Raw genomic sequence first — 24,872 nt, 5'->3', positions numbered from 1 at the left:
CCGCGGACTTCACTATCCCGGATGAGGTAATCGATGTGGCTGGGGCGGTAGGATTCGAACCTACGAGTCGAGGATCCAAAGTCCTCTGCCTTACCGCTTGGCTACGCCCCAGAGCACACCGATAGTAGGTAGCTCTTCGGCTCAGGTCAAATCTGTGTTCGTTGACGCGATCCTGCTACGCCTCCACGGGGAGGCCGATCCGTGAGGCGAACGCCTCGACGCCCCCCTCAGCTTCGAGCTGGCTGAGGACAGACTGCTGGATGCGCTCCCTGGCTTCAGCGTTGATCGGATGACAGATATCGCGGAAGTCCCCGTTGGGAAGTCGACGCGACGGCATTGCGACGAACACGCCTTTATCGCCGTTGACTACCCGCAGGTCATGAACCGCAAACGCATCATCAATGACGATGCTGGCGATAGCGCATACCTTGTTCATCGTGACAGGTCTGAGTGTGACCTTTGTTATGTTCATCGTGACCCCCTCGTTCGCGTGCGGGTTCTGCGCGCTCACACCCTATCGTTCCCCCCGGTGGGGCGAAGAGCGACGCTACTCAACCTATTCCACTTTGGAGACCGCCCTGTCCCTCGTTCGCTCGTAAAGAGCCTTCTCGGCGACCACCACGTCTTCTCGTTTGTCGACGTCCGCCCCGACCGACGCGTACGCCGTGTAGACGGCCGCCCCGGTACCTCCGATGAGCTTCCCGAGCTTCTGTTCGACCTCCGATACGGTCAGTCTACCAAAAACGAGTTTCACAACGAAACGTATACCGATGATGTGGGCCATCGCTACCGGACTCTTGCGCGTCGCGAAGATCCGTCCACCGATCTCACGGTTCGCAAGTAACAAGACGGGATTGACGAGCATCATGTTCCCCCCGGTCACCGGACCGTCAATAAGTCTGATGTAGGTGCGCTTCGATCCTGGAAACTGGGTGAGGACGTCTTCCTTCCGCACCAGCGGGTACGTCACATCCGCGCCCGTTGCCAGGCTCGATCGCACAAAATCGTCGATCGCTTCCGGAGTGATAGCGGGGATGTCGCCGGTGACCAGCAACACCGGCCGCTCCCCCCTAAACGCACCAAGTCCAGCGACCACGTTGTCGACGAACGACCCGTCAGACACGACGATCTTGCCTACGTCATCGACCCACTTGCCAAGGTTTTCTGCGGATGGCACCACCACGGCGACCTCACGAATAGTCTCGGCGGCGAGAAGCGCGTCCGCGACCCACTCGACCATCGGTCGACCGGCTATCGGAAGCAGCCCCTTAAAGCGGCACGCAGGGTCGATGACCGCGCCATCGCCGCCGGCAAGCACTACCGCATCGACCATATGTCACGCACGCCCTTCCGCTATCCGCCGGACGACATCCGCGCGGGAACGCGTCGCACGCGCCCAAAGACCTTGAGCCTGACCGCGCTCTGCCAAGCCACTAGCTGATTCGCTTGAGTCACAGACGGCAAACACCGCCGAGCCGCTACCTGAAAGCAGGCAGCCGAGAACTCCAGGGTGAGCATCGCACACCGCCATGACATCGGCTATCTCAGGTACGAGCGCGACAGCCGCCTCCGTCAAGTTGTTGTGCAACGCGCCCGCAACCGCTCGCGGGTCCCCCGATCGGCACGCCGCGATGATCGTTGCCGCGCCGGTGCGGGACGACACGCCGATACGGTCGAACATTGCGTACGCGCGCGCGGTCGACACGTGCGACCGCGGTTTGACCAGCGCAACGTCGAGCACCGGGACGTCGATCTCCTCCACGAAGACATCGCCGCGCCCCGAGTACAGCCCACTACCTCCACGCAGAAAGAACGGCACGTCAGCACCGAGTCCGACGGCGATCTGACGGAGCGTATCGCCGGAGACCTCGACCTCCCAAAGTGAGGGAAGGCCGGCTAGCACCGCCGCGGCGTCCGTGCTTGCCCCGCCGAGACCGGCACCAGCGGGAATTCGCTTCTCTAGCGTGATGCGCACATCGGGCACCCTGTTCAGCACAGTTGCGAGCGCCACGGCCGCGCGCATAGCGAGATTCGCCTCGGCGGGAATTCCTAGATCAACATCACACACAAGCGAGAGGCCACGCGAGCGCTCGAGCGTGACGGTGTCACAGAGATCGAGCGCATGGAGCACCGTCTCGACGTCATGGAATCCATCCGGCCTGACATCCCCCACGCTCAGATGGAGGTTCACCTTGGCAGGCGCCTCCACTACGATGCCGACGTCACCCGGCACGATCGAAACCTTCCACTACACGAGACGCGGAGCCGCGAATGCTCCGCGCCGGACGATGCCATGCGTGATGTGGCCCGCTAGTTCAGCCACGGGAGCAGGCTCTCCCCGCTCTCGACGCAGCTCAACTCGACCGTGCCAGTAAGGACGTCGACGTAACTGTAGGATACCCGCGCGGTGCGCTCCCGCTTCTCGTCGACTTTGACGACGAACAAACTTGGGTGTGTCTGTTCGAGAACCCCCTCGCGCTCGACGATCTTCGAGCGACCCATGTTCGCCTTCAGGCGCATCCTCGTACCCATAAGCCCCTTGAGGTCGTCTCGGATACGGCCGACGACCTCAGTCTGCTGCGCTACATCCATACACCGCCTCCTTTGTACGAAAGAGTAGTGTAGCGCAAAGCGGCTGGAAACTCAACGACCGAAACGGTTTCGGGAAGCATCTCAAGGCTATGGATCGGGCGGCGGCGAGGCGTTCAGCTCCGCAGTGGTGCCATTGGCCAACAGACGGCAACGTGTTGCCTGAAGAGCTAGTTGGACGAACTCCTCGACCGAAAGCGTTTCAGCTCGCCTCCCGCCATCGATCCGTGCCGCCGAGAGCGTACGGTCAACACTCTCCGGGTCTGCGCCAAGCGCGGACGTCAGCGAGTTTCGCAGCGTCTTGCGGCGCTGTGCGAACGCGGCGTCAGCAAGGTGGGCGGCTGTTACCTTGAGTTCGTCCGGGTATCCGGAGCCAACGCGATCGAGTCGCACTACAGCAGAGTCCACTCTCGGCGGGGGCAGAAAACACGTCCGCGAGACCGAGAACCGTCCAGTCGGCTCGGCGTGTAGCCGGAGCTTGACCGTGTAGGCCCCGTACTGCTTGGTGCCAGGTATCGCAAACATGCGATCGGCGACTTCGGACTGCACCATCACCACCGCAGTCCGAAGTGAAGGCAGCTCCTCGAAGAACCGGAGCACGACGGTCGCTGCGACCGCGTACGGAAGATTGGCAACCAGCGCGACCGGGGGTCCGAGCGGTGTCTCCAGCATGTCAATGGGCACGCGGACCGCATCTCCCCTGACGATCCGCACTCGCTCGCAACCAGCCATCGCTTCCGCGAGGACAGGCAACAGCCGTTCGTCGCGCTCCACAGCGACGAGCGTCCCCACAGACCGGCACAACGCGACCGTGAGAGTACCGATCCCCGGACCGACCTCTAAAACGGGCTCGTCGCCAGAGAGCGCCGCGAGAGCGAGAATCTTGCCGACAACGTTGTCATCCACGAGAAAGTGCTGACCGAGCGACTTGCGAGTGAACAAGCCATGCTCGGCGAGCACCTTGGCCGTCGCCCCAGGGTTGGCGAGTGCCGAATAGGGCATCGGACAGACCGCTCTAGGGGAGAATGATGATCGTCACGGTGCGCCGGCCCCAGTTGAGGGCCTCCGTGCGCGTGTCGAAGCACAGGTCGATCTTGTTGCCCTTGATGGCGCCACCTGTGTCCGCCGCGACCGCATAGCCGTAGCCGGGGACGTAGACTCGGGTTCCAAGCGGGATGACCGACGGGTCGACAGCGATGACGCCTCGAATAGCACGAGCGCCGGTGGCCGTCCAATCGTCCACGCCGGGATCGCCCGGCGTATAGCCGGTGGCGACAACCGTCAGCTTAGTCCCGCCACGCGGAGGCGTAACACTCGCTCCGGCGCGCGCCGCGACAATGCGACCCGCGGAACGCTTCGTCCCGAGGAGGACCACCTCGTCGACGGGCTCGCTCACGATCCGCTCGGCCACAAGCGAGCGCGGTCCCTCAACCCCGTCTGTCACCACGACACGGTAGACTTTGACGGCCTTCCCGGGCTCACCGTGGTTCTTGATGGCGCGGGCGCCCTGCGGCAAGGCGGCGTCATTCTCTGTGACGACTTCGTACTCGACGTCAACGTACTCCTCGACGACGCGTACAAAGACATCCGTCACCGTGATGCGCATGTCCTCAGCGAGTGGAGTTTCGAGCGAGGGGTCCACCGATATCCCGGAGGTCGGATCGATGCCGGCCGCGATAAGCGCATCCGTGACGTTCGTTCCTACCACATCGAGCTCGATCGCACCGCCGGATAAGTCGACGGTTACGGAGGTCGCGTGCCGGACGACGATAGTCATCCCGTCAACAAGGGGTGTTGAAGCAGACGGGGACACTACGTCTGCAGGGTCAACGCCAACGCCCACCTCAGCGAGAAGATCCGAGACGCGTTCGACATTGGTTGTGAGATGACGCGTCTCCCCGTCAACGACCAGGGTGACGCCCTTATCGGCCCATACGAATCCGGTTACACTCACTACGACGAGCGCTGCTGCAAAGAGGGCTACAAGTATGTGGCGGGTCTTGAGAAACCGTGCCGGGCCATCCGGCGATGCTCCCATGAACCCCTCTTCGTCGGTCGGTCACGATCAGCGAACGAGCCTCGATTATAACCACGGGGGAGAGCCTCCACAAATGCCCAGGTCGCTACGGATCCTCTGTGGCGTCGGCGATGGAAGACCCGATCGCGCGCGCTTCGACGCACGAGTCCGGGTATCCCTCGATGTCGCCCCGTGCGTCGGGACCCACGACCACGAGCTTTTCTGTAAAACGGACGCCGACGGATGCGAACGCGCTTCGTGTGGTAGTCTCCGCGCACTCGTGGCCATAGGGGTCACCACCCGCCGCCGCCAGAAGGATCGCGCCGGGCCGGTACCTCGTCACCGCCTCGCCGAGGACGTACCGCCGTGACCAATACGGCTGAAGTCGGTCGTAAAACGCTTTGAGGCCTGCGGGAACCGACGCGAAGTAGACCGGGGAGGCGACCACGATCGCACTCGCGGTGTCGAGCCGCTCAAGTAACGCGGGCATATCATCGGCGATCACGCACGCGCCAGTGCGAGCACACGCGCCACACCCCGTGCACGGGACAATGTCGAAGTCAGCGACGGCAAGCTTCCCTGTTGACGCACCCCGTTCCTCCACCCCGGCGAGACATGCGTCGAGCAACCGTTCGCTGTTGCCCCCGCGACGCGGCGACCCTGCGATACCAAGCACGAATGTCGCGCGGTCATCCATCATCGTCGCCCTCGCGGACGTGAGAAGATCGCGCGTGCGTTGGCCGAAAGACTGCTCGCAAACGTCAGTATGTCCTCCCCCCGCGCGCGCGCGAGCGCAGCGGCCGTATAGGTGACGAAAGCCGGCTCGTTAGCGCGCCCCCGGTACGGCTCAGGCGCTAGAAACGGGCAGTCGCTCTCGACAAGGAGCCGATCTGCCGGGACTGCCGCAGCGGTCTCGCGCAACGCCGCGGCCTTCTTGAACGTCACCGGACCTGCGAATGAGATGTGGCACCCCATGGCCACGAAGCGCTCGGCGAGCGCCGTGTCCGCCGTGAAGCAGTGGATGACACATCCAGCCTTCGGAACGCCAATCTCCTCAAGGATGGCGATCCCCTCGTCGTGAGCCTCACGCAAGTGAACGACCACCGGCACATCGAACTCTCTCGCGATAGCGAGCTGAGTGCGAAACGCTGCGCGCTGCTTGTCTCTCGGCGAGTTGTCGTAGTGGAAGTCAAGGCCCGTTTCGCCGATCGCCGCGACACGCGGATCAGCGGCGTACATCCTCAGTAGCGCCTGAGCCTCCGCCGAGAAGTCCTTGGCGTTGTGCGGGTGACAGCCCACGATGATCCTCACCTCGCCGGGTGCGGGATCAGCGGCCGCGAGCCATCCGGCGAGGCCGTCGAATGTCCGGCCGGGTTCCTCTGTGACGTCGACCACCGTCGCGACGAAGGTCACGCCCGCGCGTGCGGCCGCTGTCAGCGCCGCGACCGGGTCGTCAAGCATGTCGAGATGGGCATGGGTATCGGGAACCGGCGCGCCGAGGTCTGGTGTCTCGATGGGTCTGGCACTCATCGACGCGCTCACTCCTCGTAGATGCGCGGAAAGAGCGGGGCACCCTTCGACACGCGGTTGCCTGCGGGCAGCTGGCCCCACGTGGCGGCGGCCGCGATACCGTCGCCCTCGTGGATGTCACCAAGGTCGAGGCGTCGCCAGACCTCCGCCGAGGTCACCGGCATGACGGGCGCGCAGAACAGCGCGGCGATACGCACCGCTTCAAGCGAGTTGTAGATGACGGCCGCAAGGCGTCCGGCTGTCTCTTCGGACTTAGCAAGGTTCCACGGCGCCTCGTTCTCGATGTAGCGGTTTGCGTCTTTGATGAGATTCCACGCGGCCTCGAGAGCGCTCGCGTAATCGAGCCTATCCATCGCTTCCCCGTACGCGATAGGCAGCGCCTCAGCGCATTCGCGCAGGGCGGCATCGGCCTCTGAGGTCTGCTCGGCGAAAGGGACGGATGGCACTACGCCGTCGAAGTACTTCTCAGTCATGTTGAACAGGCGGGAGCACAGATTGCCCCAGTCGTTAGCGAGGTCGCCGTTGTAGCGCTGAACCATCGACTCCATCGAGATCGAACCATCCTCGCCAAAACGTACATCACGCAAGAAGTAGTAGCGGTACGCGTCGACACCAAACCGCTCGACTAATGAGGCGGGCGTCTGCGCGTTACCTTTGGACTTGCTCATCTTCTCGCCCTTGGTGAGCAAGAAACCGTGCGCGTATACGCACTCGGGAACCTCGAGACCGGCGGCCATGAGCATCGCCGGCCAGATGACGCAATGAAACCGGATGATGTCTTTCCCGACAAAGTGATATTGCGCCGGCCAGCGGCGCGCAAACTCCTCGGCCTTGCCGGGATCGCCGTAGCCGATAGCGGTGATGTAGTTGAGGAGCGCGTCGATCCACACGTACGTGACGTGCCCCTCCCCAAACGGCAGTGGAACACCCCAGGAGAAGGTGGTGCGCGAGATCGAGAGATCCTTCAGGCCGCTTCTGACGAAAGATACGACCTCGTTGGCGCGGGTTTCCGGCCGGATGAACGGGCGTCCCTCGGCAGCCCGGGTCTCGTAGAGCTCGAGAAGGCGGTCACCAAACTCCGACAACCTGAAAAACCAGTTGTCCTCCCGAATGAACTCGACGTCGCGACCGCACGAAGGACACTCGTGCCCGATGATCTGGTCAGCGGCGAAGTACGTCTCGCATGGCACGCAGTACCAGCCCTCGTAGTGGCCCTGGTAGAGGTGGCCCGAATCGTGCAACTCCTGCCAAAACGCCTGCACTCCCCGCTTGTGACGCTCCTCGGTAGTGCGGATGAAGTCGTCGTTCGTGATCTGAAGCATCTCCCACGCTTCGATAAAGCGGGGCGCAATCGAGTCGCACCACTCTTGCGGCGTGAGACCGGCCTCCTCAGCAGCCTGGGCGACCTTCTGTCCGTGCTCGTCGAGACCGGTGAGAAAGTGCACGTCATCGCCGCGCATCCGGCGATAGCGGGCGAGCGCGTCCGCTGCCAACGTGGTGTACGCGGTGCCGAGATGCGGGACAGAATTCACGTAGTAGATGGGTGTCGTGAGATAAAACGACGCTGCGGTCATTAGTTTGGGACTCCGTCCATTGGGTGATATTGGAAACATCTAGCACGTGCACTCGAAGTGATTCTAACCAATCTGTGCATCACGTCACTGACCACACCTCCTAGCGGAGCGGAAGTGAAATGAAAGACACCGGCATCGTCAGGCGAATCGACGACCTCGGTCGCATCGTGATTCCGATGGAACTGCGGCGCACACTCGGACTGCGCGTTAAGGATCCGATCTCGATCATGGTCGAGGGAGACCGAGTGATCTTGCGAAAGCATACCGCTGTATGCGCGATCTGCGGAAACGCCGAGGACACTTCGCTTTTTAAGGAGCGGCCGATCTGCGCCGAGTGCGTCGAAGACATTAAGGCGCGGTAGAACGGCAGCCCGTAGGAGCGGGGTGGGCGACACCTATCTCAGAACCCCTATGGGTTCACTCCCCCTCTTCAAGCGCGATGCGATAGACATCATTGCGTGGCACCCCAAATTCAACCGCGACCCTCTTGACCGCTTCGGAACGGCGCACGCCTGCGGCCGCGAGCGTGGCAAGCCGGGCGCGCACGGCATCGACGTCTATCGCTAGTGCTCCCGCGTCCGGCGGACCCACAAGGACCACCACCTCGCCTTTCAACTCGCGCTGCGCGAAAAGCTCCGCAAGTTCGCCCGCCTCGGCCCGGACCACCTCCTCGTGCATCTTGGTGAGCTCCCTGGCAACGCATGCGCGCCGGCCGGGAAGCACCGCTGCGATCGATGCGAGAGTGGCCGCCGTGCGCCGCGGCGACTCGTAGAACACGAGTGTCGCGTCGAGGGTGGCGAGGGAGGCGAGCCGCGACGCGCGCTCACCCGCTCTCCTCGGCAGGAAGCCGCCAAAGTAAAACGCATGCGTGGGCAGTCCGCTTGCAACGAGCGCCGTGATAATCGCCGAGGGACCCGGCAAGACCTCGACAGCAAGGCCCGCGGACAAACATGCGTCGACAAGATGGGTGCCGGGGTCAGATACGCCGGGTGTGCCCGCGTCCGACACGAGCGCGACGTGCGCCCCTTCCGCGATGCGTTTCACGAGCACTGGAGTGCGTGCCGCCAGGTTGTGTGCGTGATACGCCTGAGCTGGCGTGTCGATACCATAGCGTGCCAGCAGGGTGCGCGTGACGCGGGTGTCCTCGGCGGCGATCACGTCGGCCTCGCGCAGCCTTTCGATCACGCGCGCCGTGACATCACCCAAGTTGCCGATTGGCGTCGCGCATACGGACAGCCGCCCGCTCGCCATCGGACTACCGCGGCGGCGGGGGCGGGGGCGTCAGGTCGTCCTGCGGCGGCGGCGGGGGTGGATACGGAGCGAGCGGCAAGCCGCGGGGCGGCTCCGGGGCGGGCGGCTCCGGGGCGGGCGGCTCCGGGGCGGGCGGCTCCGGGGCCGAGGGCGCGGGCGGTGCCGACGGGTACGGTGCCGGAGGGTACGGTGACGGAGGCGCGTATCCCTGTACTGGGGTGCCTGGCGCGCCAACGGTTCCTGAAAGCGGCTCTCGGCCAGAAAGCCGACGGTAGAAGATCGTCCACGCCGCCGAGGAGAACGCCGAGAACACAGCGGTTGGAAGCAAGAGCACCACGAAGAGCACGAATGAGATCACTCCGGCAATCACCCACGCCTGGCCAAGAGCCGCCATCGCGATGCCAAAACCGAACACGGTGGCGACCATCCCGACCACGACGCCGTACGCGATTCCCACGGCAAGCATGAGAAGCCACATAACCGCGACATCCTTGAAACGCGTGCGCAGGTCCGTCCACGCCTCGCCAATCGATCGGAACACCCCAGTTCCAGCGAGCACAGCGTGACGCGCGCCAAGCGTATCGAGCACGCCCGCTACGATGGAAACGATCACGAGCAGCAATCCGCCAAAGGCCAACCCGCCGCAGAGTCCGAACATCGCCTCAACGCGCGGCGTGCCCCCGCCGATCGCGGGCCCGATCACCGGAGCGAGCACCGCAATCAGCAGCACTATGCTCACCGCCACGATGGGCGCAAACAGCACGAACGATATCGCAAATACCCTGAGCCACGCGCTGAAACCCGCCGCCCACCCCTCCATGCCGCGCACCGGGCGCTCCTCGGCCGCCTCGTTGACCAGATGGATCAGCCCACCCTTGGCCGCGATGGAGATCATGAACAACGCGAATCCGATGAAGAGCAGAAACGCCGTCGCCGAGAGTATGAGCGGCAGGTTTTCCTGTGCCCAGGAGACCATCCGCTCCATGTCACGCTGCAGCGAGGGGCTGATCTCGCCTCCGCCTGCCGGGTAGTTGCCTCCACCACCGCCGCCCCACGACCCCGCCCCTCCCGCGAGAAGGCCAAAGAGCCACAAAATGCGGTAGCGCCACGTGATATTCCACGCACGTTTCAGAATGCCAATGTGGTCCACCGTGACTCCTGCCCCGCGCCCAAAGGCGCGTACGTCGGCTGAGCGCCAGTTGCCCGCGCCTCCGTCACTCTACCCGTTTGAGGTCGTACGTACGCACGCCGAGCCCCATTTTCTCGGCATACGCCATCGCGCGCGTGCCATCGATTCCGCTCAGCCGCGTAAAAGTGTCCTCGCCCGGCGCGTGGCCTTCGCCCCTGGTGCCGGGCAGCCCCGGTGCCGCGCGCACGAGATCGTATGCAGCCTGATCGATTGCGACAGGATCGATGCTGGCAAGCACCCCGATATCGGCGACGACCGGCGCATCCGAGAAGTGCCAGCAATCGCAGTCAGGGGTGACGTCTGTGATGAACGAGAGGTAGACGATCTTGCCTTCCTTGCCCGCTACGGCGCCGACGACGTGCTCGACGATCTTTTCCTGGATGGCCTGGGGCGTCGTCTTCCACTCGATCGCGATCGCGCCGAACGGGCACGCGGCCACGCACTCGCCGCACCCATAACACGCCTCGTGATCGACGAGAGCGACCCGGTCAGGCCCGATTACGATGGCGTCAACCGGGCACCACGTCACACATCGCCCGCACGCCGTGCACTTCTCGGCCGAGGGGTCAGGCGAGAAGTCCGCGTGCATACGCTGTTTCGCACTGCGGCACCCGAGCCCCATCCCCACGTTCTTGAGCGCGCCGCCAAAACCGGTGGCCTCGTGACCTTTGACGTGCGAGACGACAACCATCGCGTCAGCATGAACCGCCGCCGAACCGATCTTGACCGCCGAGAAGTGCGAACCCCCCTCAATAGGAACCTCGACCGCCTCCCGGCCATCGAGGCCGTCTGCGATGACGACCGGCGCCTCGACCGTCGCGAACGAGAATCCATTGTGGATGGCGCACGCAAGGTGGTCGACCGCGTTGGCCCGCTGACCGCGGTAGAGGGTGTTGGCGTCTGTGAGGAACGGTTTGCCGCCCGCAGCTTTCACCCGCGCGACAACCTCCCGGATGAAGATCGGCTGGACGAAGCCTGTATTTCCCGCCTCGCCGAAGTGAAGCTTGACCGCAACGAGATCATCTTGGGCGACCGCCTCACGCAGCCCCGCACGCTCGAGCAACGCTCCAGCTCGCGACACGAGGCTCTTCTTGGCGGTGGTGCGCACCGGCGTGAAGTACACGATCGCGCGCGCAGGCGCGCTCATCGATGCAGCCCTTCCCTCGAATCATGCTCGTCGAACGCGAGCGCGGCAGCACCCAAAATCCCAGCGTCCTTGCCCAGCTCGGCTTGAGCGAAGGTCACGTCGCGCCGTCCCGCCATGGCCTCGGCCGCCATGACCTCCTCGGCCCGGTTCATGACGAACGCGCACGTCTCCCCGATCGAGCCGCCAAAGACGATGAGTCTGGGATTGAGCACGTTCACGAGCCCGACAAGCGCCCTGCCGAGAACCTCGCCGACCTCGAGCATGATGGTGTGGGCGACGTCGTCACCGCTAAGCGCCGCCGCGATGACGTGCTCGGCCGTGACCGCAGACGCGTCACCGCCCGCTTCGCGCAAAATCGCGCCGCCGCTGAAGCGCTCGACCGCATCGCGGCCACGAGCCGCGATCGGGGCCCGTCCCACGTAGCTCTCGATGTGCCCGGACCCTCCGCACGGACACGGTGGCCCGTCCATTTGGACGACCATGTGCCCGACTTCGCCTCCCATCCCGCGCGATCCGCGGTACGGCGCTCCGTCCACGAAGAGTCCGCCACCCACACCGGTCCCGATAGTCAGCATGAGGAAGTCGCGCGCGCCCCTGGCCACGCCGTACCTGAACTCGCCAAACGCCGCGAGATTGCCATCGTTATCCAGCGTGACCTCGTGGCGGACTCGCGACATGACGAGCGAGCGGACGTCGACACCCGCAAGCGGCAGATTGGTGCAAAACTCGACCGACTGTCTAAGGAAGTCAATCTGCGCGGGCAGGCCTATACCGACACCGCAAATCTCACTGGGATGGATGCCCGCCGTCACCTCTTCGACAAGATCGATCACCGCATCGACAACAGCGAACGGGCCGCTGAGAGGCGTGAGCGCGCGGGCGTCTTTGATGACACGGCCCTTACGCTCGACCAGCCCAACCGCGATCTTGGTACCCCCAACATCAGCACCAACAGCGAACGACGCGCGCATGAACTTTGAGACCTCCTCGGCGTTGAACGTGACGGCGGCACGCGCAGTCTCCGGTGCCGCACCTCACCGATGATATCAGTAGTCCCACATGATGCCTTGCCGTTTGATGATGCCCAACGAGCGCATGCGCTCCATCATCGCGCCTTCGGTCACGCCGAACAGACGTGCAAGGTAACGGTAGTCGTTGAACCACTTGAACGCTTGGTCGCGTACCAAGTACTCGGGAAGTACGAGTTCCTCGGCCACGAGGTCGGCTTCCGCATGCTCGGCCTGCAGGTTGCGCGGGTATCTCGCATGCGGGTCAGCCAGCACGATCAGCACGTGCCCGAGCAGGTGCGCGAGCGTGCTGCGGCGATGCCCCTCCGGACGCGCCGTATTGAGCAGGATGACCGGCAGACCGTCTTCGTGGACTATGGCCCCCGAGAAAAACGCCGGCAGAGTGGCCGTGCGCAGGGGGATGCCTACGCTGTGGACGATCTCCTCGAGCGGCACCGGCGGCTCATCGATCTCCGCCCGCTGAAGGGCTTCAGCAGCGATCTGGCGGTAATATGAGTCGGAACGTAGGCCCACCCGGTCCTCCTGCGGCCATGCGTGCGCTACGCGGAGTATCGGCATCGTGCGGACACGCCCGTCCGCGGGTCGCGTGCATCTGCCGATACAGTAAGGGTAGCATTCGTGTGAGGACTCAACATCGGACGGAGCCGGCGTGACCGACAAAGAACGCCCACCGGCAGAAGAGATGGCCCGCGCACTCGCCGCCGCGGTCAACGCGGCACGCCTCTATCCACCCTCCAGCGACCTGCCCGGACAAGCGCTCGACCGCCTGCTCGAGGCAGGTCAGCGCGCGACTGCTGGTGGCGCCAATGTGCGCCTCATTGTCGATCCACACGCATTCCGTATTGGCGATACGCCTATTGCCGAGACGCACTCGCAATCCGTCACCGTCGCGGAGAGTTTGCATGCGCTCCAGGTCGGGCAGCTCATCATCGCTCCTGGCATGACGCGCGACGAAGCGGCCGCCCTCGTCGCGCTCATCTCGGCGGATCCCGCGTGGGTGCGCCAAGAAGGCGGGCCGCGCGCCGTGCTGACCGCGCGCGGCGCTGCCCGCGTGGCGGTGGTCGAAGTGAGCCTGAGAGTGTCGACCGAAGAAGGGCTGCCTGGAATTGACCTGACCAACGCGCCACTCGACGAAGTCGCCCGGGAGTCCCTGGGCGCGGCGAGGCGTTGGGCCGAGGCAGCCGCACGAGGGGACGCCACCGTCGACGAAGCCGCGCAAGCGGTGAGCGCGCTCGAGCACGCCACGCGCGAACTCGCCGTCAAGCGCATGACGCAGGCGCTGATGCGGCTCGACGACACCGAGCGAACCGAGTTGCTTCTTGCGGCGCTTCACCCCGGAAGCGGCGGGGCGCCGATGACCGGGATGCTCGACGTCATCGCGCGCATGAACCCTTCCGCGCTCGCACGACTGCTCAAACTCGCGTCGGGGTCCATGGGCGCGACGCCCGAACTGCTCGCCTCGCGAATCGACCTGCCTCCTGAGGTCATGCGCGAGCTCATGGCCTTACTCGCACCATCTCCTCGAACTGATGCCGAGTGTGGCGTGCCCTCAGTCATCGAGCCGGAGCGCATCGCCCGCGAGGCGTGCGTTACCGGAGACGAAGATCACGTCCAGCGCCTGATAGCGGAGGCCTCCGCGACCCGGGCCGGTCGCGGGCTGAGCGCCACAGTGGCTGTCCTGCGGTCGAGGCGCGAGATTGAGGGCGTACGCGCCGTGGGTGTGGCCTTGCCGCCCGCCGCGCGCGCCGGGTCGCTTACTACCGTCCGCGAAGCGCTCCGGCTACTCGACGAAGTCGCACATGACCCCGCGCTTGCGGACGCTGCGGCGCTCGCCCGCTCCGGGCTCGATGACGCCGAGCTGCTCGCGACAGTATGCGCCGCTGTCGACGACGACGCCGACGCCGCCATCGCGGGCGAGCTGCTGTCCGCCGCCGGCACAACCGGAGCCGGTGTCCTGCTCGTACACTTCGCGCGCGCTGATGAGCGTTCCCGCTCGCTGTTGCGACCGGTGTTGCGGCGAATGGAGGAACCTGTCCTTTCCGTAGCCGCACGCCGGCTCCGGTCCGACGATTCGCCGACCGCGATCGGGATCCTCTCAGCCCTGACGCTGTTGAACAGCCCTCAGGTCGTGACGGTGGTATCGAGCGCACTTGAGCACCTCGATGTCGCGGTGCGCCGGACGGCGGTCTCGGCCCTCGCGAGCAATCTGGCGCCGGACGCGCGCCGGGCACTCGCGCGTTCTCTCGGACACTGGGACCCGGAAACCAGGCGCTGGGCGATTCGTGAAGTGGGGCGCACGCACGCCGTCGAAGCGCTGCCCGCACTCATCCGCATCCTCGAAGACATCAACATCTTCGAGCGGAACCATGAGCTCAAGAAAGAGGTCATCAAGTGCTTGGAATCGCTCGGCTCGACCGACGCCTTGCCGATCCTCAAGCGCTGGTCCCGCAGACGATTCATACTCGGACGCAAAAGCAAGGAGTTGCGATTCCTCGCAACGCACGCAGTCGAACGCCTGTCCGCAACAACGCAGGAAATGGGGTCGATTACCGATGAGTGACGCTACAGACACCGGGGACGGCAAGCTCCAGAGCGCCTCCGAGATGGCGAACGAGATCGCATCCGCCGCCCGGGCCCCCTTCGCGGAACCCGCGCTTCTCGCAAAAGCCAAAGAGCTCGTGCGCGCGCTCGCCGTGTCACACACGAACGCAGGGCTCTATCCGACCACCCACCCGCTCGTAAGCCGATCACTCTCCGAGCTCGTTGGCGCGGTCCAGGCGCTTAGAGTCGCCGGCTTTGACAGCATCACCATCAACATCCACAAGCACACTCTGTTCGTCGAGAACCAGGTGTTTCCCGAGGAGAGCGTGACGTACCGCAAGACGATCACAGAGCTCCTCGCGTGCGGCATCTCAGCCGTGACCTTCGTGTCGACGTTTGCGCTGCGAGACGCGACCGCGCTCATCGACGCGCTCGCGGACGACTCGGTGGCCGACCTTGAAGCGGTCCAACGGTTATTCGAGCGTCGCGGGATCAGCGGTGTGGAGGTGGCGAAGACGACCATGCTCGAAGACGCCGGCCATGAGCGATCACGAGAGAACAAGATCGCGGCTCGGCAGACGTATGACGTCGGCGTCGAAACGATGCGTGATGTCGAGACTCAGACCAAGCTCGGGAAGGTCTTCGGCGTAGAGCCGCTGCAGCACCTCGTCAGCTCGATGCTCGACAAGCTATTCCGCGATCCAGCGGCGGTGCTCGGTCTCACAGCGATCAAAGGACATGACGACTACACGCTCAACCACTCGATCAACGTATGCATCCTCTCGCTCTCTCTCGGCGCCTCACTGGGCCTCGATAGCACTTCGCTGCGCTCACTCGGCCTCTCAGCGCTCCTGTACGATCTCGGCAAGGTGCGCATACCTGAGGACATCTTGAACAAGCAAGGCCCTCTCACGACGGACGAGTGGCACGTAGTGAAGAGCCACACCTCCGAAGGCGCCGACCTGCTCAAGCGGATTCAACTTGTTGACGAGATGCCGATGGTCGTCGCATACGAGCACCACCAGCGCCACGACCTCCAGGGGTATCCCGCGCCCCAGAATGGCCAGGAACAACACCTGTTCTCGAAGATCGTCGCTTTGTGCGACGCCTATGACGCCATGACCACGCGTCGGCCGTTCCGTCGCGAGATTCGTCCCGATAAGGCACTGGCGGTGCTCATGCAGGGTCGTGGCAAAGCATACGACGCCGCGCTCACCAAGTCCCTCGTCGCGATGCTCGGCATCTATCCGATGGGCGCGGTGGTGCAACTCGACGACGACTCCGTCGCAGTCGTATTCCGCGTCAACACCGATGATCTGCTACACCCGCGAGTGAAGGTACTCGCAGACCCGGCGGGACGTTGGAGCGAAGAACCTGAGGTGCTCGACTTGCGGCTCGTGGATCCGGAAACAGGAGGATTCGCGCGATCGATCGTCGATTGCGTCCCGGCTTCGGACGCGGGTATCGACGATGTCTGGCAGTACCTGTGACATCTACCCCGCAACCGGCGGCTCGACTGGAACCACGAACGTGAACGTAGATCCGCGCCCCACTTCGCTCTGTACGGTAAGCTCCCCGCCGAGCAGATGAGCGTACTCGCGCGAGATCTTGAGCCCAAGGCCTGTTCCCTGCGGTTTCCGTCCGTCTGGATGCTCCACCTGCGAGAACGCATCGAACACGCGCGGCAGGTCTCCTAACTTGATGCCCGGCCCCGTGTCCGTGATGATGAACGCGAGCATCGCGCCCCTGTGCTCGACCCGCACATCGATACGGCCGATCTCGGTGAACTTCACCGCGTTTCCTATGAGATTGAGCAGAACCTGACGCACCTTGCCGAGATCCGAGAAGAACGCGGGAAGCGTAGCGTCCAGATGGAGCTCCAGGTCTAGATTGCGCCCCTCGACCTGTGGCCTGAGGAGTTCGATGATCTCAGTCACGAGCGCACCTGGATCGATCTCCCCGGCATGGACATATTCTTTTCCAGCCTCCACCTTGGACAGGTCGAGGACGTCATTGATGAGCGCAAGCAAGTGACGGCCGGCCTTGTTGATCATCCCGATCTGGGTGTGCTGCTCGGCACTCAGTTCTCCGGCCATGCCCTGCAGCATCAAGCCCGAGAACCCGATGACGGAGTTCAACGGTGTTCGAAGCTCATGACTCATGTTAGCCAGGAAACGGCTTTTCGCCTGAGTCGCCTCCTCAAGACCGCTGTTGGCCGACGCCAGTTCACGGTTGAGCACACTGAGCGACCGCAGCGCGACTTTGAGCTCGTCGTTTGTTGCCGAGAGCTCCTCGTTTGACGCCGCTAGCTCCTCGTTCATCGCGTCGAGCTCTTCATTTACGGCCGCAAGTTCCCGTGTGCGCACCTCGATCACCTCTTCAAGGTGCGCCCTATACAGCTCCAGCTCTCTCTCAGCCGCCTTGCGCTCGGTGATGTCGATCGCGATTGCTAGGTACGACCGAATTCCCTCCGAGTCGACTAGCTGGAGATGTGTCTCGACGGGATACGTCGTGCCGTCCTTGCGCCGGTGTTCAGCCTCGAGCACGATCGTGTCTCGCCCGCTGATCACGTCCCGGCCAATCACCGTACTGCTGGACGGATCCTCGGCATCCCACACGATGAGGTCTGCGTGTGTCATCGACAGTAGCTCATCGCGCGTGTATCCGAGGTTCTCGACAGCACCGTCGTTGACAAAGGTGAACCGGAGGTCATCCGGACGAAACACGTATATCTCATTCACGCTGCGAGCAATCACCTCACGGAGCCATGCACGGTCCCGTTCGGCCTCGTAGCGCCCTTTGTACATGCGCGCGCTCCAGTGCCGCCATAGCAGCGCGGCGGTACCCGCGGAGCTTATCGCGAGAAAGCTCGTCACCACCACGATCAACAAGAGCCGGTCGTTGAGACGGGCGTACGCCTCTTCGATGTCCATCTTGACGATGAGGCGCCAGTCGGTGCCTTCTACCGGCCGAGCCGCTGCAAGCACCCGCTCACCCCGATAGTCGACACCCTCGAAGACTCCGTTGGGATCAGCGAGCGCCTGGACCGCCGGTGAGTTTTTCCGCTCTAGCGGGATACGCAGGTTGAGCGCAGCATCGGGGTCGAACCGAAGATCGTGCAAGATAACCATCTCGTCGCCATCCTGCATCGCCAGCTGTGTCTCGGCGCTCGCCCAGTGTGTGTCCCACTCGCCGAGGATTCCATCGAGATGAGTGCGCGTGCGAGAAGTCATCACGATATACGCGACAACGGTCCCCTGCATCCCGGATTCCGAACGCACCGCCTGAACCACGTGCATCTCCGGTTCACCTTGCGGATTCTCGCGATGGAAATCGGTCATCACGGATGAACCGGTCCGCTCCGCGCTGCCCGCCGCCACTGCCGCCATGTCATGGACCGCGTCGATTCGGTCGTCGGTGCTGATCAGCGCCTCCAGATCCGAACCGAGAAGCGTAACTGTATCGAACGATCCGTCCCTGCGATGCAGATCGAGCCGCTCTCGAACGGCGGCGGCGAGGGAAGGCTCGGGGCTGGCGAGGTACTTGCCGACGGCCGTGACGAACTGCGGGTCAGCCGCGAGAAGCGATGCGTCGGCGAGGCGCTCAGCGCGCCACTGATCGAGCTGGGCGGCCTTCAGCTCCGCTACCGACTCAAGCACGCGCGAAGCCTCAGCGCGATATGTGCGCGCCTGATCCTGGTAGAACAACAAGCCGCCGAGCAACGTGAGCAGCACGACGAACGAGAACAAAGCAAGAATCACCACGTGGCGGCGCGGCGTTTGTTGATTGCGGTAGGGGTGATGCCTCGTCACGATTCCATCCCTCTCGCAGATATGTTGGCACAAAAACCGAGGCAATATCCGCGATACCCTTCATGTACAGTGGCGCCGTCGATACCCGGCTGGGCGTAGTCGATGCTTCGTCACTCACAGACAAATGATTAAATATTTCCGATAGGCGGCACGCTAAACACCGCCCGATAGACGGCGAAGCCGCCATAAGGCGGCTTCGCGAAAGATCGCTGGTGGCCAGAGGCGGACTTGAACCGCCGACACGCGGATTTTCAGTCCGCTGCTCTACCATCTGAGCTACCTGGCCGGAAGCGTGCTGAAATATACTACCGAGGGCCACCTGGACGGTCAAGCGAACCGCTGACCGCCGTGGTGCTCTACCGTCCCTGCATCTGACGCAAATACGGGTACGGATTGACCGCGCCGCGCCCAGGCAGGTGGATCTCAAAGTGCAGGTGCGGAGCGCTCGCGCTCGCGTTGCCGCTGTAGCCTACGGTCCCGATAGTCTGCCCGGCGCTGACACGGCCCGAACTAATGATGATGCTGTCGAGATGCATGTAGTAAAACGTCCAACCGTTATCGGCCCGTAGCCGCAGGTACAGTCCGCTCTTCGACCCGTCACCCCTGCTCAGGGTTCCTGACAATGTCGCCACAACCGGTACACCCGTCGCCGCCATGATGTCGGTCCCCTTGTGCCGGCGACGTCCGCCGTCGCGCGAGGCGCCCCACGTGTCGCTGTAGTAGTTGGGGCCAGCCACCGGGAAGACCATTCCGTTGGGACCTGGCACTCCCGTGATGCCGCGCACTGGTAGCGGACGGGACACGCTCGCCGCAGCCCTCTGGCGGGCCGCTTCAGCCTTCCGCGCCTCTTCGCGCATCTCGGCCTGGAGACGATCGTACTCGGCCCGTTTGTCCTGCAGGCGCCGCTGCAAAGCATCACGTTCGCCCTTGAACTTCTCGGCTCTTTCGGATCGTTTGGCCTGCTCGGTCTCGAGGCGCTCGCGATCAACACGTAGCTGTGCGAGAAGCTCCTCAACACGCTGAATCGCTGTCGCGTCGTCATGCGCGATACGGCTCACATAATCGAAGCGATTCAGTAGATCACTGAAGTCGCGTGCGCCGAGCACGAATTCGATACCTCCGAGATCGTCGGCGCGGTACCACGCGGCGATACGGTTCTGCAGCACGTCCTGAGCATTGGCAAGTTCAGCCTCGTTCGCCGCGATCCTGCCAGTGGCTTCCTCGATTGCCTTCTCTGTCTCGTCGAGCGCCCAAAAGGCGTTATCGTACGCGGCGCCGGCCTTCTTGAACTCGTCGTTTATCTTGTTGAGTTCGCTGCGGAGCTGCTCAACTCGTTGCGCATCGGCGGCGGCGGAGGAAGGCGCAACAAAAACAACCGTCACGAGGAGCACTGCCGTGACGAACGTTGCCCATTTGATTTCTCGGAGTCCGGTCATTCTCACCCGGTTCAGTGTCGATCTCTCGGACGAAGTGGCCCCGTGCCGTCATCGGAACGTTTCACCTCGACCTGTAAGTTTAGCACGAGCGTACTCCAGCAACCTTACACGTCCTTCAAGCCGCCGCCAGAAGGAGTGCCCTGTGCGGGGAAGCTCTACCTACCGTAGCACCGATCTGACCTGGTCACATACTGAACCTGACACGGCCCCCGTGCCGCCAAAGACTAGAGCGGTCCGTACCGCGCTCGCGTTGGTGCTGAGCGCCTGGCTCGCGGGCGCCGAGAGCGCATCAGGCGCTGTAAGCAGGAGGACGCCTCCGCGGCGGCCCGCGGCGGCGGACCCGGAAAGCGCGTCAGGGAAGTTGCGGCCCGTCGCCACGCCCACGTACTCCCACGTCGCCCACGCGCGTTGGGAGACAGCGAACTGAGCAAGGTTGGCCGCCGTCTCGAAGCGGTTGTCGCCGCTTACCCGCGTGACGCCCGTCGCTCCCGCGTTGAGCGCATCGGCGGCGCTCGCTACGCTTGCGGACACCGCGCTTGTGCCTCCCACGACGGTGATGTCGAGCACGTCTTCGGTCTCGATGAACTGTGCCGCGAGCGGATGAAGCGCTCCCGGGGGAGTGAGCAAGACCGGCATCTTTTGCGAAAAGGCGTAAGGGCCCGCGGCAAGGGCGTCGGCAAACGCGTCGCCGCGCACGACAAACGCCGAGCTGACCGTGCCGCCGCGAGCCTCGACCACCCTGACCACCTCATCGGCGATCGCACGCCCGGTCTCATAGCGGTTCGCGCCGCCAAGGCGCGTGACGGTAAAGCCCCACCCGTTGCGGAGGTCATCTTCCGTGACTGCCGAGATCACGGACGTGCCACCTGCCAGATAGACCTTCGTCACGCCAAGCCGGTAAAGCTCATAGACGAGGTCCCAGTACTCTTGAGAATCGATGTCGTCACGCACGAGTAGCAGCGGAGCATCGAGCGCGCCTGCGAGCGCGGATGCGGCAAGCGCGTCGGGAAAACCAGCGCCTGTCGCGAGCACCGCGACATCAGATTCGACAAAAGTCGCCCGGCAGATCGCGAGCGATGTCGCGAACCGGCTCGACCCCGCGAGCCGATGGGCCGGAGGCGTCTTGACACTCCACTGAACCGTGTAGCCTCCTGCGCCTTCGTACGTTTCGACGACGAGATAGTACGTGCCGCCGCCTACGGGCGGGACTAAGAAATCGAATGAGATCGGCCAATCCCACGCCTCGGCGATCGGAGTCTTGCCGACGGTGTGCGTCACGCCAGGTCCGAAGAGGCGCGCATCGAAGAACACGGTGTCGCTGTGAATAAGGTCCACCGAGAAGAGCTGACCAGGGGTGAGATCTATCCGGTAGACGTCCCGCGTGTCGCCCGACGAGGTGAGTGAACCGGAAACGGGAGACGCGCCGAGAGCAACACCGGGTATGAAGTCGTCGACGGCACCGGCACCGATGGTGTACGCAAGCGAGTACGAACCCGTGCCGCCCCAGACCGCGATATAGTACCGGCCGGTCACCTCGGCATGAATGGTGAGGCGATACTTGTTCGTGTCCCACACCGGATTGAAATCGCCATAGTCATACACGGTTGTCGCGCCCGGCGCGAAACCCTCAAGGTAGCCGTCCTGGCCGCTTACCGCCGTGCCGGTCACCGTGCCCGCCCACACTTGACCTGCGGTAAGATCGACGTAGTACACGTCGACCCAGTTGGTATCGATGTTGAGTGTCCCCGATTGCGGAGACGCGCCGAGCGCGACACCAGGAATCTCGTCCGGGCCGAGAGCGACGAGGCCGGTCGCGAGTCCACTCTTGTGCGCGAGCACCCCGGCAGAAACCCTCCCTGCCAGCGCCTGCTTATCGACATCCGGCGACTTCGCCGACGCCCCCGCAGGAAGCATGGTCACGAACAGTGCGGTCGTCACAACCAGACGCGTTACACTCGCCACCGAGAATCCGCTTGCGTCGCGATAGCCCATCCCCAACTCCTCCTCTATCGGTCCAATCCTCACCCCGTGATGTACGCGTCTTAGTATCGACGCGTCTGCGCAAAGACACAAGACGCTCTCTCATTCACCGCACCAGTTGGATCCTCGCACCATCGCCGGTCAGCCGAGAGCGAGCCAGACAAGGTACGCCGAGCTGGCAATCAGCGAGACACCTCCAACACGCTGAAGCGTGACGGTCGCCTTACTGAATCCCTTGAGTCCTGCGAGCACCCCTGAGAACAACGCGATGAGCAGGAGCGGCGTCCCTCGTCCGAGCCCGTACAGGAAGAGCAACCCGGCACCCACACTCGGCTCCCCGCTGGCAGCCGCGAGCGTCGCGATGGCGATGAGCACCGGCGTCGTACACGGCGGGACCACGAGCCCGAACGCGAGCCCGAACACAGCCGCACCGAGCAGCCCTCGCCGCTCCGGCCGCTTAAGGAAGAGGCGGTTGACCCGGGTAAGATCGATGCGAATAACCCCGAGCATGTTAAGACCGAGCACCAGACAGACAACCGCGAGCACCCAGTACGCCCACGCTCCCACAAAGATCGCCCTGCCCAGAACAGCCGCCACGACTCCGATTCCCGCTGACGTCACCGCGACGCCCAAGATGAAGACGGATACGAGCGCCAACGAGCGAGCCGTGGTGGCCCGCGCACTTCCGCTCGTATCTTGCCCCGGGAGCGATCCGGTGATGTAGCCAAAGATTGCGGGGATCATCGGCAGGATGCACGGGCCAAACCCCGCTATCACGCCGCCGATAAGCGCCAACCCAAACGACAATGTCGTGACACCGGTCGCGTCAGCCCCGAGCTGCGAGGCAAGCTGATCAAGCATCGCCTCTACCCTTCGCCCCCGACGAGCGCATCAAGCTGCGAGCGCAACACATCCGGCGCTACTACACCCGAGTGCTGGCTAAGCACCTCTCCTCCAGGCGAGAGAAAAAACAGTGTGGGCACGAATTGGAAGGAGAAACGGGTGTACAGTGGGCTAGTCCGGGGGTCGTCGGTACGCGCTTCCACGTACGTAACCTCGGGATACTCGGGAAGAGCACCCGCGACCGCCTCCTGCGTCGCCACACACGATGGACACGCGCCAGAGTGGAACAGCACCACGACCGGGCCACCGGCCGCGATCGCCTCATCGAGTGCGGCCACGGGGTCGACGGTAGCGGATGCGCCGGCGGGTGCCTGTCCCCCGGCGAACGGAACATCAGCGGGCCGATCCATCAGACGCACGCCGATGATGACGGCGAACACGGCAAGGATCGCCACGCCAACAAACAACCGATTGCGGGCGAAAGGTGCAGGGGCGGGCGCACTCTCGGCCGCTTCTTCTGTCGCTGCGTCCCGTGTCTCTTCCGGCGCGTGGGGTGTCTCGAACTCGTCTTCCCGCTTCACATTCACTCCTTTACGGCGGCGAACCTGCCGCTATCTCGCTGCACTGCAATCCTGACAGATGCGACTGACAACCGCATCCTCACCGCCATGACCACGTATGGGTGTGCAAGCGCCGCGCCACTTCGCATAGAAGGCGAGCACGCCGACGTTCAGCCCGTGACAACCCCTCGTCCTGCTACGTTCGATTCACCGCCACGTGAGAACCGAGCGGTGGTCTCGCTCGTAGTCTTCGAAGGTGAGCGCGCGCGGGGCCGCGTGGTACGGAGTGTCCCACCGCTCCTCGGAAATATCCGGAAACGTGCCTGTGAGAAACGCGCGCGTAGTCGAATAATCCAGCATCGGATCTCGCATCGACATGCCAAACAAACACCGTGACGCAAACGGTCCAGCGAGCGATGCGGCTGGCGTGGTGAGCACCTCGTTTACCTGAGCGATAAGCACGTCGACGGAGGAGGCCGTGAACGAACGTAGCCGCGCGGTGAGATCGGCCGAGGTCTCGAACTTGCCAATCTCGTGCATGAACCATGCGAGGAGCTCCGAGCCTCGCCGCCCGCTCAGTCCGCCAAGAACTCCTCGGCGTGCGATCTCGGGTTTGAGCGCGGTGAGCAAGACGCGAAGCGCGAGTAGCTTAGCGCGCGAGTGGAGCAGGGCTTCTCGGCCGATGTAGGGCGAGAACAGCGCCACCCGCTCGATGCGATCCCCCGCGTGCTGCAGCGTGCGCAACGCGAGCAACCCGCCAAACGAGAAGCCAAAGAGCGAAAAGGTGTCGAAGCCGAGTTTGTCTGCCAGGTCGACGACGCTCTCGGCGATGAGCTCGCTTCGGTACGGGGAATCAAGCGGCGAGCTACCGCCGTGACCTGGAAGCTCGAAGAAGTGCGCCGAGTAGCTCTGACCGACGAATCGGATGAGCGCCTCCCAGTCCTCGATGAGCGAGATCGTGGCTGGCAACATGATGAGAGGCGGCCCGTCGCCCGCGATGCCTACTCGCAGTGTCGTGCGCGGGAGCTCGACGTGGCGGAGCTCTACTCCCCGCGCAACGGGGCGGGACGGGGCGCTGACGGGCACATGTGCTCCAAGGTAGCCATCGTGACGAGCGTGACACAAACGCCGCCGATTATGCCCGCGGTTGCCGTTCCACGCAAGGTGCGCCTTCTATCAAGCACGAAGACCGGCGCCTCTCGGCTACCGGTCTTCTCGAAATCGTGTGGCGGGAGTGACGGGGCTCGAACCCGCGACCTCTGGCTTGACAGGCCAGCGCTCTAACCGACTGAGCTACACCCCCGTAGGGCACGTCCGCCGGACGCGGACAGCAGACGAGATTCTACCGCGCGTGCCCACTGTTGTCCACACCTGG

23 protein-coding genes and 3 tRNA genes are annotated in these 24,872 nt (G+C 63.9%); 3 read left to right on the top strand and 23 right to left on the bottom strand.

Features of this window, described 5'->3' with window-relative positions:
• Positions 1-36 precede the first annotated feature (36 nt).
• The 10 genes from KGZ40_02570 to metG all read right to left on the bottom strand — a co-directional run bounded on the left by KGZ40_02570 (position 37) and on the right by metG (position 7,710).
• Positions 37-111 (bottom strand) — tRNA-Gln (locus KGZ40_02570).
• 64 nt (positions 112-175) lie between these two features.
• A complete protein-coding gene (locus tag KGZ40_02565; GenBank protein ID MBS3956399.1) occupies positions 176-472 on the bottom strand; it encodes a SpoVG family protein in 297 nt (98 codons plus the stop codon).
• Positions 473-556: 84 nt separating this feature from the next.
• Positions 557-1,333, bottom strand: coding sequence for a nucleotidyltransferase family protein (locus KGZ40_02560; protein ID MBS3956398.1), 777 nt, complete (start codon positions 1,331-1,333; stop codon positions 557-559).
• 3 nt (positions 1,334-1,336) lie between these two features.
• Positions 1,337-2,233 (bottom strand): 4-(cytidine 5'-diphospho)-2-C-methyl-D-erythritol kinase, encoded by an 897-nt coding sequence (ispE, locus tag KGZ40_02555; protein ID MBS3956397.1) that lies wholly within the window; start codon positions 2,231-2,233, stop codon positions 1,337-1,339.
• Positions 2,234-2,310: 77 nt separating this feature from the next.
• Positions 2,311-2,592, bottom strand: a complete 282-nt coding sequence (locus tag KGZ40_02550; GenBank protein ID MBS3956396.1) for a Veg family protein — start codon at positions 2,590-2,592, stop codon at positions 2,311-2,313.
• 87 nt (positions 2,593-2,679) lie between these two features.
• Positions 2,680-3,591, bottom strand: coding sequence for a 16S rRNA (adenine(1518)-N(6)/adenine(1519)-N(6))-dimethyltransferase RsmA (rsmA, locus tag KGZ40_02545; GenBank protein ID MBS3956395.1), 912 nt, complete (start codon positions 3,589-3,591; stop codon positions 2,680-2,682).
• Positions 3,592-3,604: 13 nt separating this feature from the next.
• The gene (locus KGZ40_02540; GenBank protein ID MBS3956394.1) at positions 3,605-4,627 is read right to left on the bottom strand and encodes a G5 domain-containing protein; all 1,023 of its coding nucleotides are present in this window, start codon (positions 4,625-4,627) and stop codon (positions 3,605-3,607) included.
• An 85-nt stretch (positions 4,628-4,712) separates the two neighbouring features.
• A complete protein-coding gene (locus KGZ40_02535; GenBank protein MBS3956393.1) occupies positions 4,713-5,303 on the bottom strand; it encodes a flavodoxin family protein in 591 nt (196 codons plus the stop codon).
• On the bottom strand, positions 5,303-6,136 hold the full coding sequence (locus KGZ40_02530; protein ID MBS3956392.1) for a TatD family hydrolase: 834 nt from the start codon (positions 6,134-6,136) through the stop codon (positions 5,303-5,305). The genes KGZ40_02535 and KGZ40_02530 overlap by 1 nt, the downstream gene beginning before the upstream one ends.
• Before the next feature lie 8 nt (positions 6,137-6,144).
• Positions 6,145-7,710: a methionine--tRNA ligase gene (gene metG, locus KGZ40_02525; GenBank protein MBS3956391.1), complete on the bottom strand. Its 1,566-nt coding sequence runs from the start codon at positions 7,708-7,710 to the stop codon at positions 6,145-6,147.
• A gap of 119 nt (positions 7,711-7,829) precedes the next feature.
• Here metG and KGZ40_02520 point away from each other — a divergent pair, with 119 nt between their 5' ends.
• Positions 7,830-8,072 carry an AbrB/MazE/SpoVT family DNA-binding domain-containing protein gene (locus KGZ40_02520; GenBank protein MBS3956390.1) on the top strand — a complete coding sequence of 81 codons (243 nt, stop codon included), beginning with the start codon at positions 7,830-7,832 and terminating at the stop codon, positions 8,070-8,072.
• Positions 8,073-8,127: 55 nt separating this feature from the next.
• On the opposite strand, the gene rsmI is transcribed toward KGZ40_02520, so the two are convergent.
• The 5 genes from rsmI to KGZ40_02495 all read right to left on the bottom strand — a co-directional run bounded on the left by rsmI (position 8,128) and on the right by KGZ40_02495 (position 12,838).
• Entirely contained in the window at positions 8,128-8,961 is an 834-nt protein-coding gene (gene rsmI / locus KGZ40_02515) for a 16S rRNA (cytidine(1402)-2'-O)-methyltransferase (GenBank protein ID MBS3956389.1), read from the bottom strand.
• A 4-nt stretch (positions 8,962-8,965) separates the two neighbouring features.
• Positions 8,966-10,111: a hypothetical protein gene (locus KGZ40_02510; protein ID MBS3956388.1), complete on the bottom strand. Its 1,146-nt coding sequence runs from the start codon at positions 10,109-10,111 to the stop codon at positions 8,966-8,968.
• Positions 10,112-10,175: 64 nt separating this feature from the next.
• Positions 10,176-11,297 carry a DUF362 domain-containing protein gene (locus KGZ40_02505; protein ID MBS3956387.1) on the bottom strand — a complete coding sequence of 374 codons (1,122 nt, stop codon included), beginning with the start codon at positions 11,295-11,297 and terminating at the stop codon, positions 10,176-10,178.
• Positions 11,294-12,268, bottom strand: a complete 975-nt coding sequence (locus KGZ40_02500; GenBank protein MBS3956386.1) for an ROK family protein — start codon at positions 12,266-12,268, stop codon at positions 11,294-11,296. The genes KGZ40_02505 and KGZ40_02500 overlap by 4 nt, the downstream gene beginning before the upstream one ends.
• Before the next feature lie 75 nt (positions 12,269-12,343).
• Positions 12,344-12,838, bottom strand: coding sequence for an ImmA/IrrE family metallo-endopeptidase (locus KGZ40_02495; protein MBS3956385.1), 495 nt, complete (start codon positions 12,836-12,838; stop codon positions 12,344-12,346).
• A 136-nt stretch (positions 12,839-12,974) separates the two neighbouring features.
• Here KGZ40_02495 and KGZ40_02490 point away from each other — a divergent pair, with 136 nt between their 5' ends.
• Both KGZ40_02490 and KGZ40_02485 read left to right on the top strand, forming a co-directional pair.
• The gene (locus tag KGZ40_02490) at positions 12,975-14,885 is read left to right on the top strand and encodes a HEAT repeat domain-containing protein (GenBank protein MBS3956384.1); all 1,911 of its coding nucleotides are present in this window, start codon (positions 12,975-12,977) and stop codon (positions 14,883-14,885) included.
• Positions 14,878-16,356 (top strand): HD-GYP domain-containing protein, encoded by a 1,479-nt coding sequence (locus tag KGZ40_02485; GenBank protein ID MBS3956383.1) that lies wholly within the window; start codon positions 14,878-14,880, stop codon positions 16,354-16,356. The genes KGZ40_02490 and KGZ40_02485 overlap by 8 nt, the downstream gene beginning before the upstream one ends.
• A 3-nt stretch (positions 16,357-16,359) precedes the next feature.
• On the opposite strand, the gene KGZ40_02480 is transcribed toward KGZ40_02485, so the two are convergent.
• The 8 genes from KGZ40_02480 to KGZ40_02445 all read right to left on the bottom strand — a co-directional run bounded on the left by KGZ40_02480 (position 16,360) and on the right by KGZ40_02445 (position 24,800).
• The gene (locus tag KGZ40_02480; GenBank protein ID MBS3956382.1) at positions 16,360-18,678 is read right to left on the bottom strand and encodes a PAS domain S-box protein; all 2,319 of its coding nucleotides are present in this window, start codon (positions 18,676-18,678) and stop codon (positions 16,360-16,362) included.
• Between the two features lie 210 nt (positions 18,679-18,888).
• Positions 18,889-18,964 (bottom strand) — tRNA-Phe (locus KGZ40_02475).
• A 70-nt stretch (positions 18,965-19,034) separates the two neighbouring features.
• The gene (locus KGZ40_02470; protein MBS3956381.1) at positions 19,035-20,114 is read right to left on the bottom strand and encodes a peptidoglycan DD-metalloendopeptidase family protein; all 1,080 of its coding nucleotides are present in this window, start codon (positions 20,112-20,114) and stop codon (positions 19,035-19,037) included.
• 159 nt (positions 20,115-20,273) lie between these two features.
• Positions 20,274-22,106: a cell wall-binding repeat-containing protein gene (locus tag KGZ40_02465; protein MBS3956380.1), complete on the bottom strand. Its 1,833-nt coding sequence runs from the start codon at positions 22,104-22,106 to the stop codon at positions 20,274-20,276.
• A 129-nt stretch (positions 22,107-22,235) separates the two neighbouring features.
• Positions 22,236-22,955 carry a sulfite exporter TauE/SafE family protein gene (locus tag KGZ40_02460; protein MBS3956379.1) on the bottom strand — a complete coding sequence of 240 codons (720 nt, stop codon included), beginning with the start codon at positions 22,953-22,955 and terminating at the stop codon, positions 22,236-22,238.
• 5 nt (positions 22,956-22,960) lie between these two features.
• Positions 22,961-23,518 carry a thioredoxin family protein gene (locus tag KGZ40_02455; GenBank protein MBS3956378.1) on the bottom strand — a complete coding sequence of 186 codons (558 nt, stop codon included), beginning with the start codon at positions 23,516-23,518 and terminating at the stop codon, positions 22,961-22,963.
• A gap of 186 nt (positions 23,519-23,704) precedes the next feature.
• Positions 23,705-24,583, bottom strand: coding sequence for an alpha/beta hydrolase (locus tag KGZ40_02450; GenBank protein MBS3956377.1), 879 nt, complete (start codon positions 24,581-24,583; stop codon positions 23,705-23,707).
• 140 nt (positions 24,584-24,723) lie between these two features.
• Positions 24,724-24,800, bottom strand: a tRNA-Asp gene (locus tag KGZ40_02445).
• Positions 24,801-24,872: the final 72 nt, after the last annotated feature.

The organism is Clostridiales bacterium (assembly GCA_018333995.1).
In the GTDB taxonomy this organism is placed as follows: domain Bacteria; phylum Actinomycetota; class Coriobacteriia; order Anaerosomatales; family SLCP01; genus JAGXSG01.
Note: the sequence above shows the minus strand (reverse complement) of the source record. Positions and strands in the feature narration are given on the sequence as shown.

Bases quoted from the DNA above. Each gene is read 5' to 3' on its own strand.
- KGZ40_02565 (MBS3956399.1), bottom strand. From the start codon at position 472: ATGAACATAACAAAGGTCACACTCAGACCTGTCACGATGAACAAGGTA.
- KGZ40_02560 (MBS3956398.1), bottom strand. From the start codon at position 1,333: ATGGTCGATGCGGTAGTGCTTGCCGGCGGCGATGGCGCGGTCATCGAC.
- KGZ40_02550 (MBS3956396.1), bottom strand. From the start codon at position 2,592: ATGGATGTAGCGCAGCAGACTGAGGTCGTCGGCCGTATCCGAGACGAC.
- rsmA (MBS3956395.1), bottom strand. From the start codon at position 3,591: ATGCCCTATTCGGCACTCGCCAACCCTGGGGCGACGGCCAAGGTGCTC.
- KGZ40_02540 (MBS3956394.1), bottom strand. From the start codon at position 4,627: ATGGGAGCATCGCCGGATGGCCCGGCACGGTTTCTCAAGACCCGCCAC.
- KGZ40_02535 (MBS3956393.1), bottom strand. From the start codon at position 5,303: ATGGATGACCGCGCGACATTCGTGCTTGGTATCGCAGGGTCGCCGCGT.
- KGZ40_02530 (MBS3956392.1), bottom strand. From the start codon at position 6,136: ATGAGTGCCAGACCCATCGAGACACCAGACCTCGGCGCGCCGGTTCCC.
- metG (MBS3956391.1), bottom strand. From the start codon at position 7,710: ATGACCGCAGCGTCGTTTTATCTCACGACACCCATCTACTACGTGAAT.
- KGZ40_02520 (MBS3956390.1), top strand. From the start codon at position 7,830: ATGAAAGACACCGGCATCGTCAGGCGAATCGACGACCTCGGTCGCATC.
- rsmI (MBS3956389.1), bottom strand. From the start codon at position 8,961: ATGGCGAGCGGGCGGCTGTCCGTATGCGCGACGCCAATCGGCAACTTG.
- KGZ40_02505 (MBS3956387.1), bottom strand. From the start codon at position 11,297: ATGAGCGCGCCTGCGCGCGCGATCGTGTACTTCACGCCGGTGCGCACC.
- KGZ40_02500 (MBS3956386.1), bottom strand. From the start codon at position 12,268: ATGCGCGCGTCGTTCGCTGTTGGTGCTGATGTTGGGGGTACCAAGATC.
- KGZ40_02485 (MBS3956383.1), top strand. From the start codon at position 14,878: ATGAGTGACGCTACAGACACCGGGGACGGCAAGCTCCAGAGCGCCTCC.
- KGZ40_02470 (MBS3956381.1), bottom strand. From the start codon at position 20,114: ATGACCGGACTCCGAGAAATCAAATGGGCAACGTTCGTCACGGCAGTG.
- KGZ40_02465 (MBS3956380.1), bottom strand. From the start codon at position 22,106: ATGGGCTATCGCGACGCAAGCGGATTCTCGGTGGCGAGTGTAACGCGT.
- KGZ40_02460 (MBS3956379.1), bottom strand. From the start codon at position 22,955: ATGCTTGATCAGCTTGCCTCGCAGCTCGGGGCTGACGCGACCGGTGTC.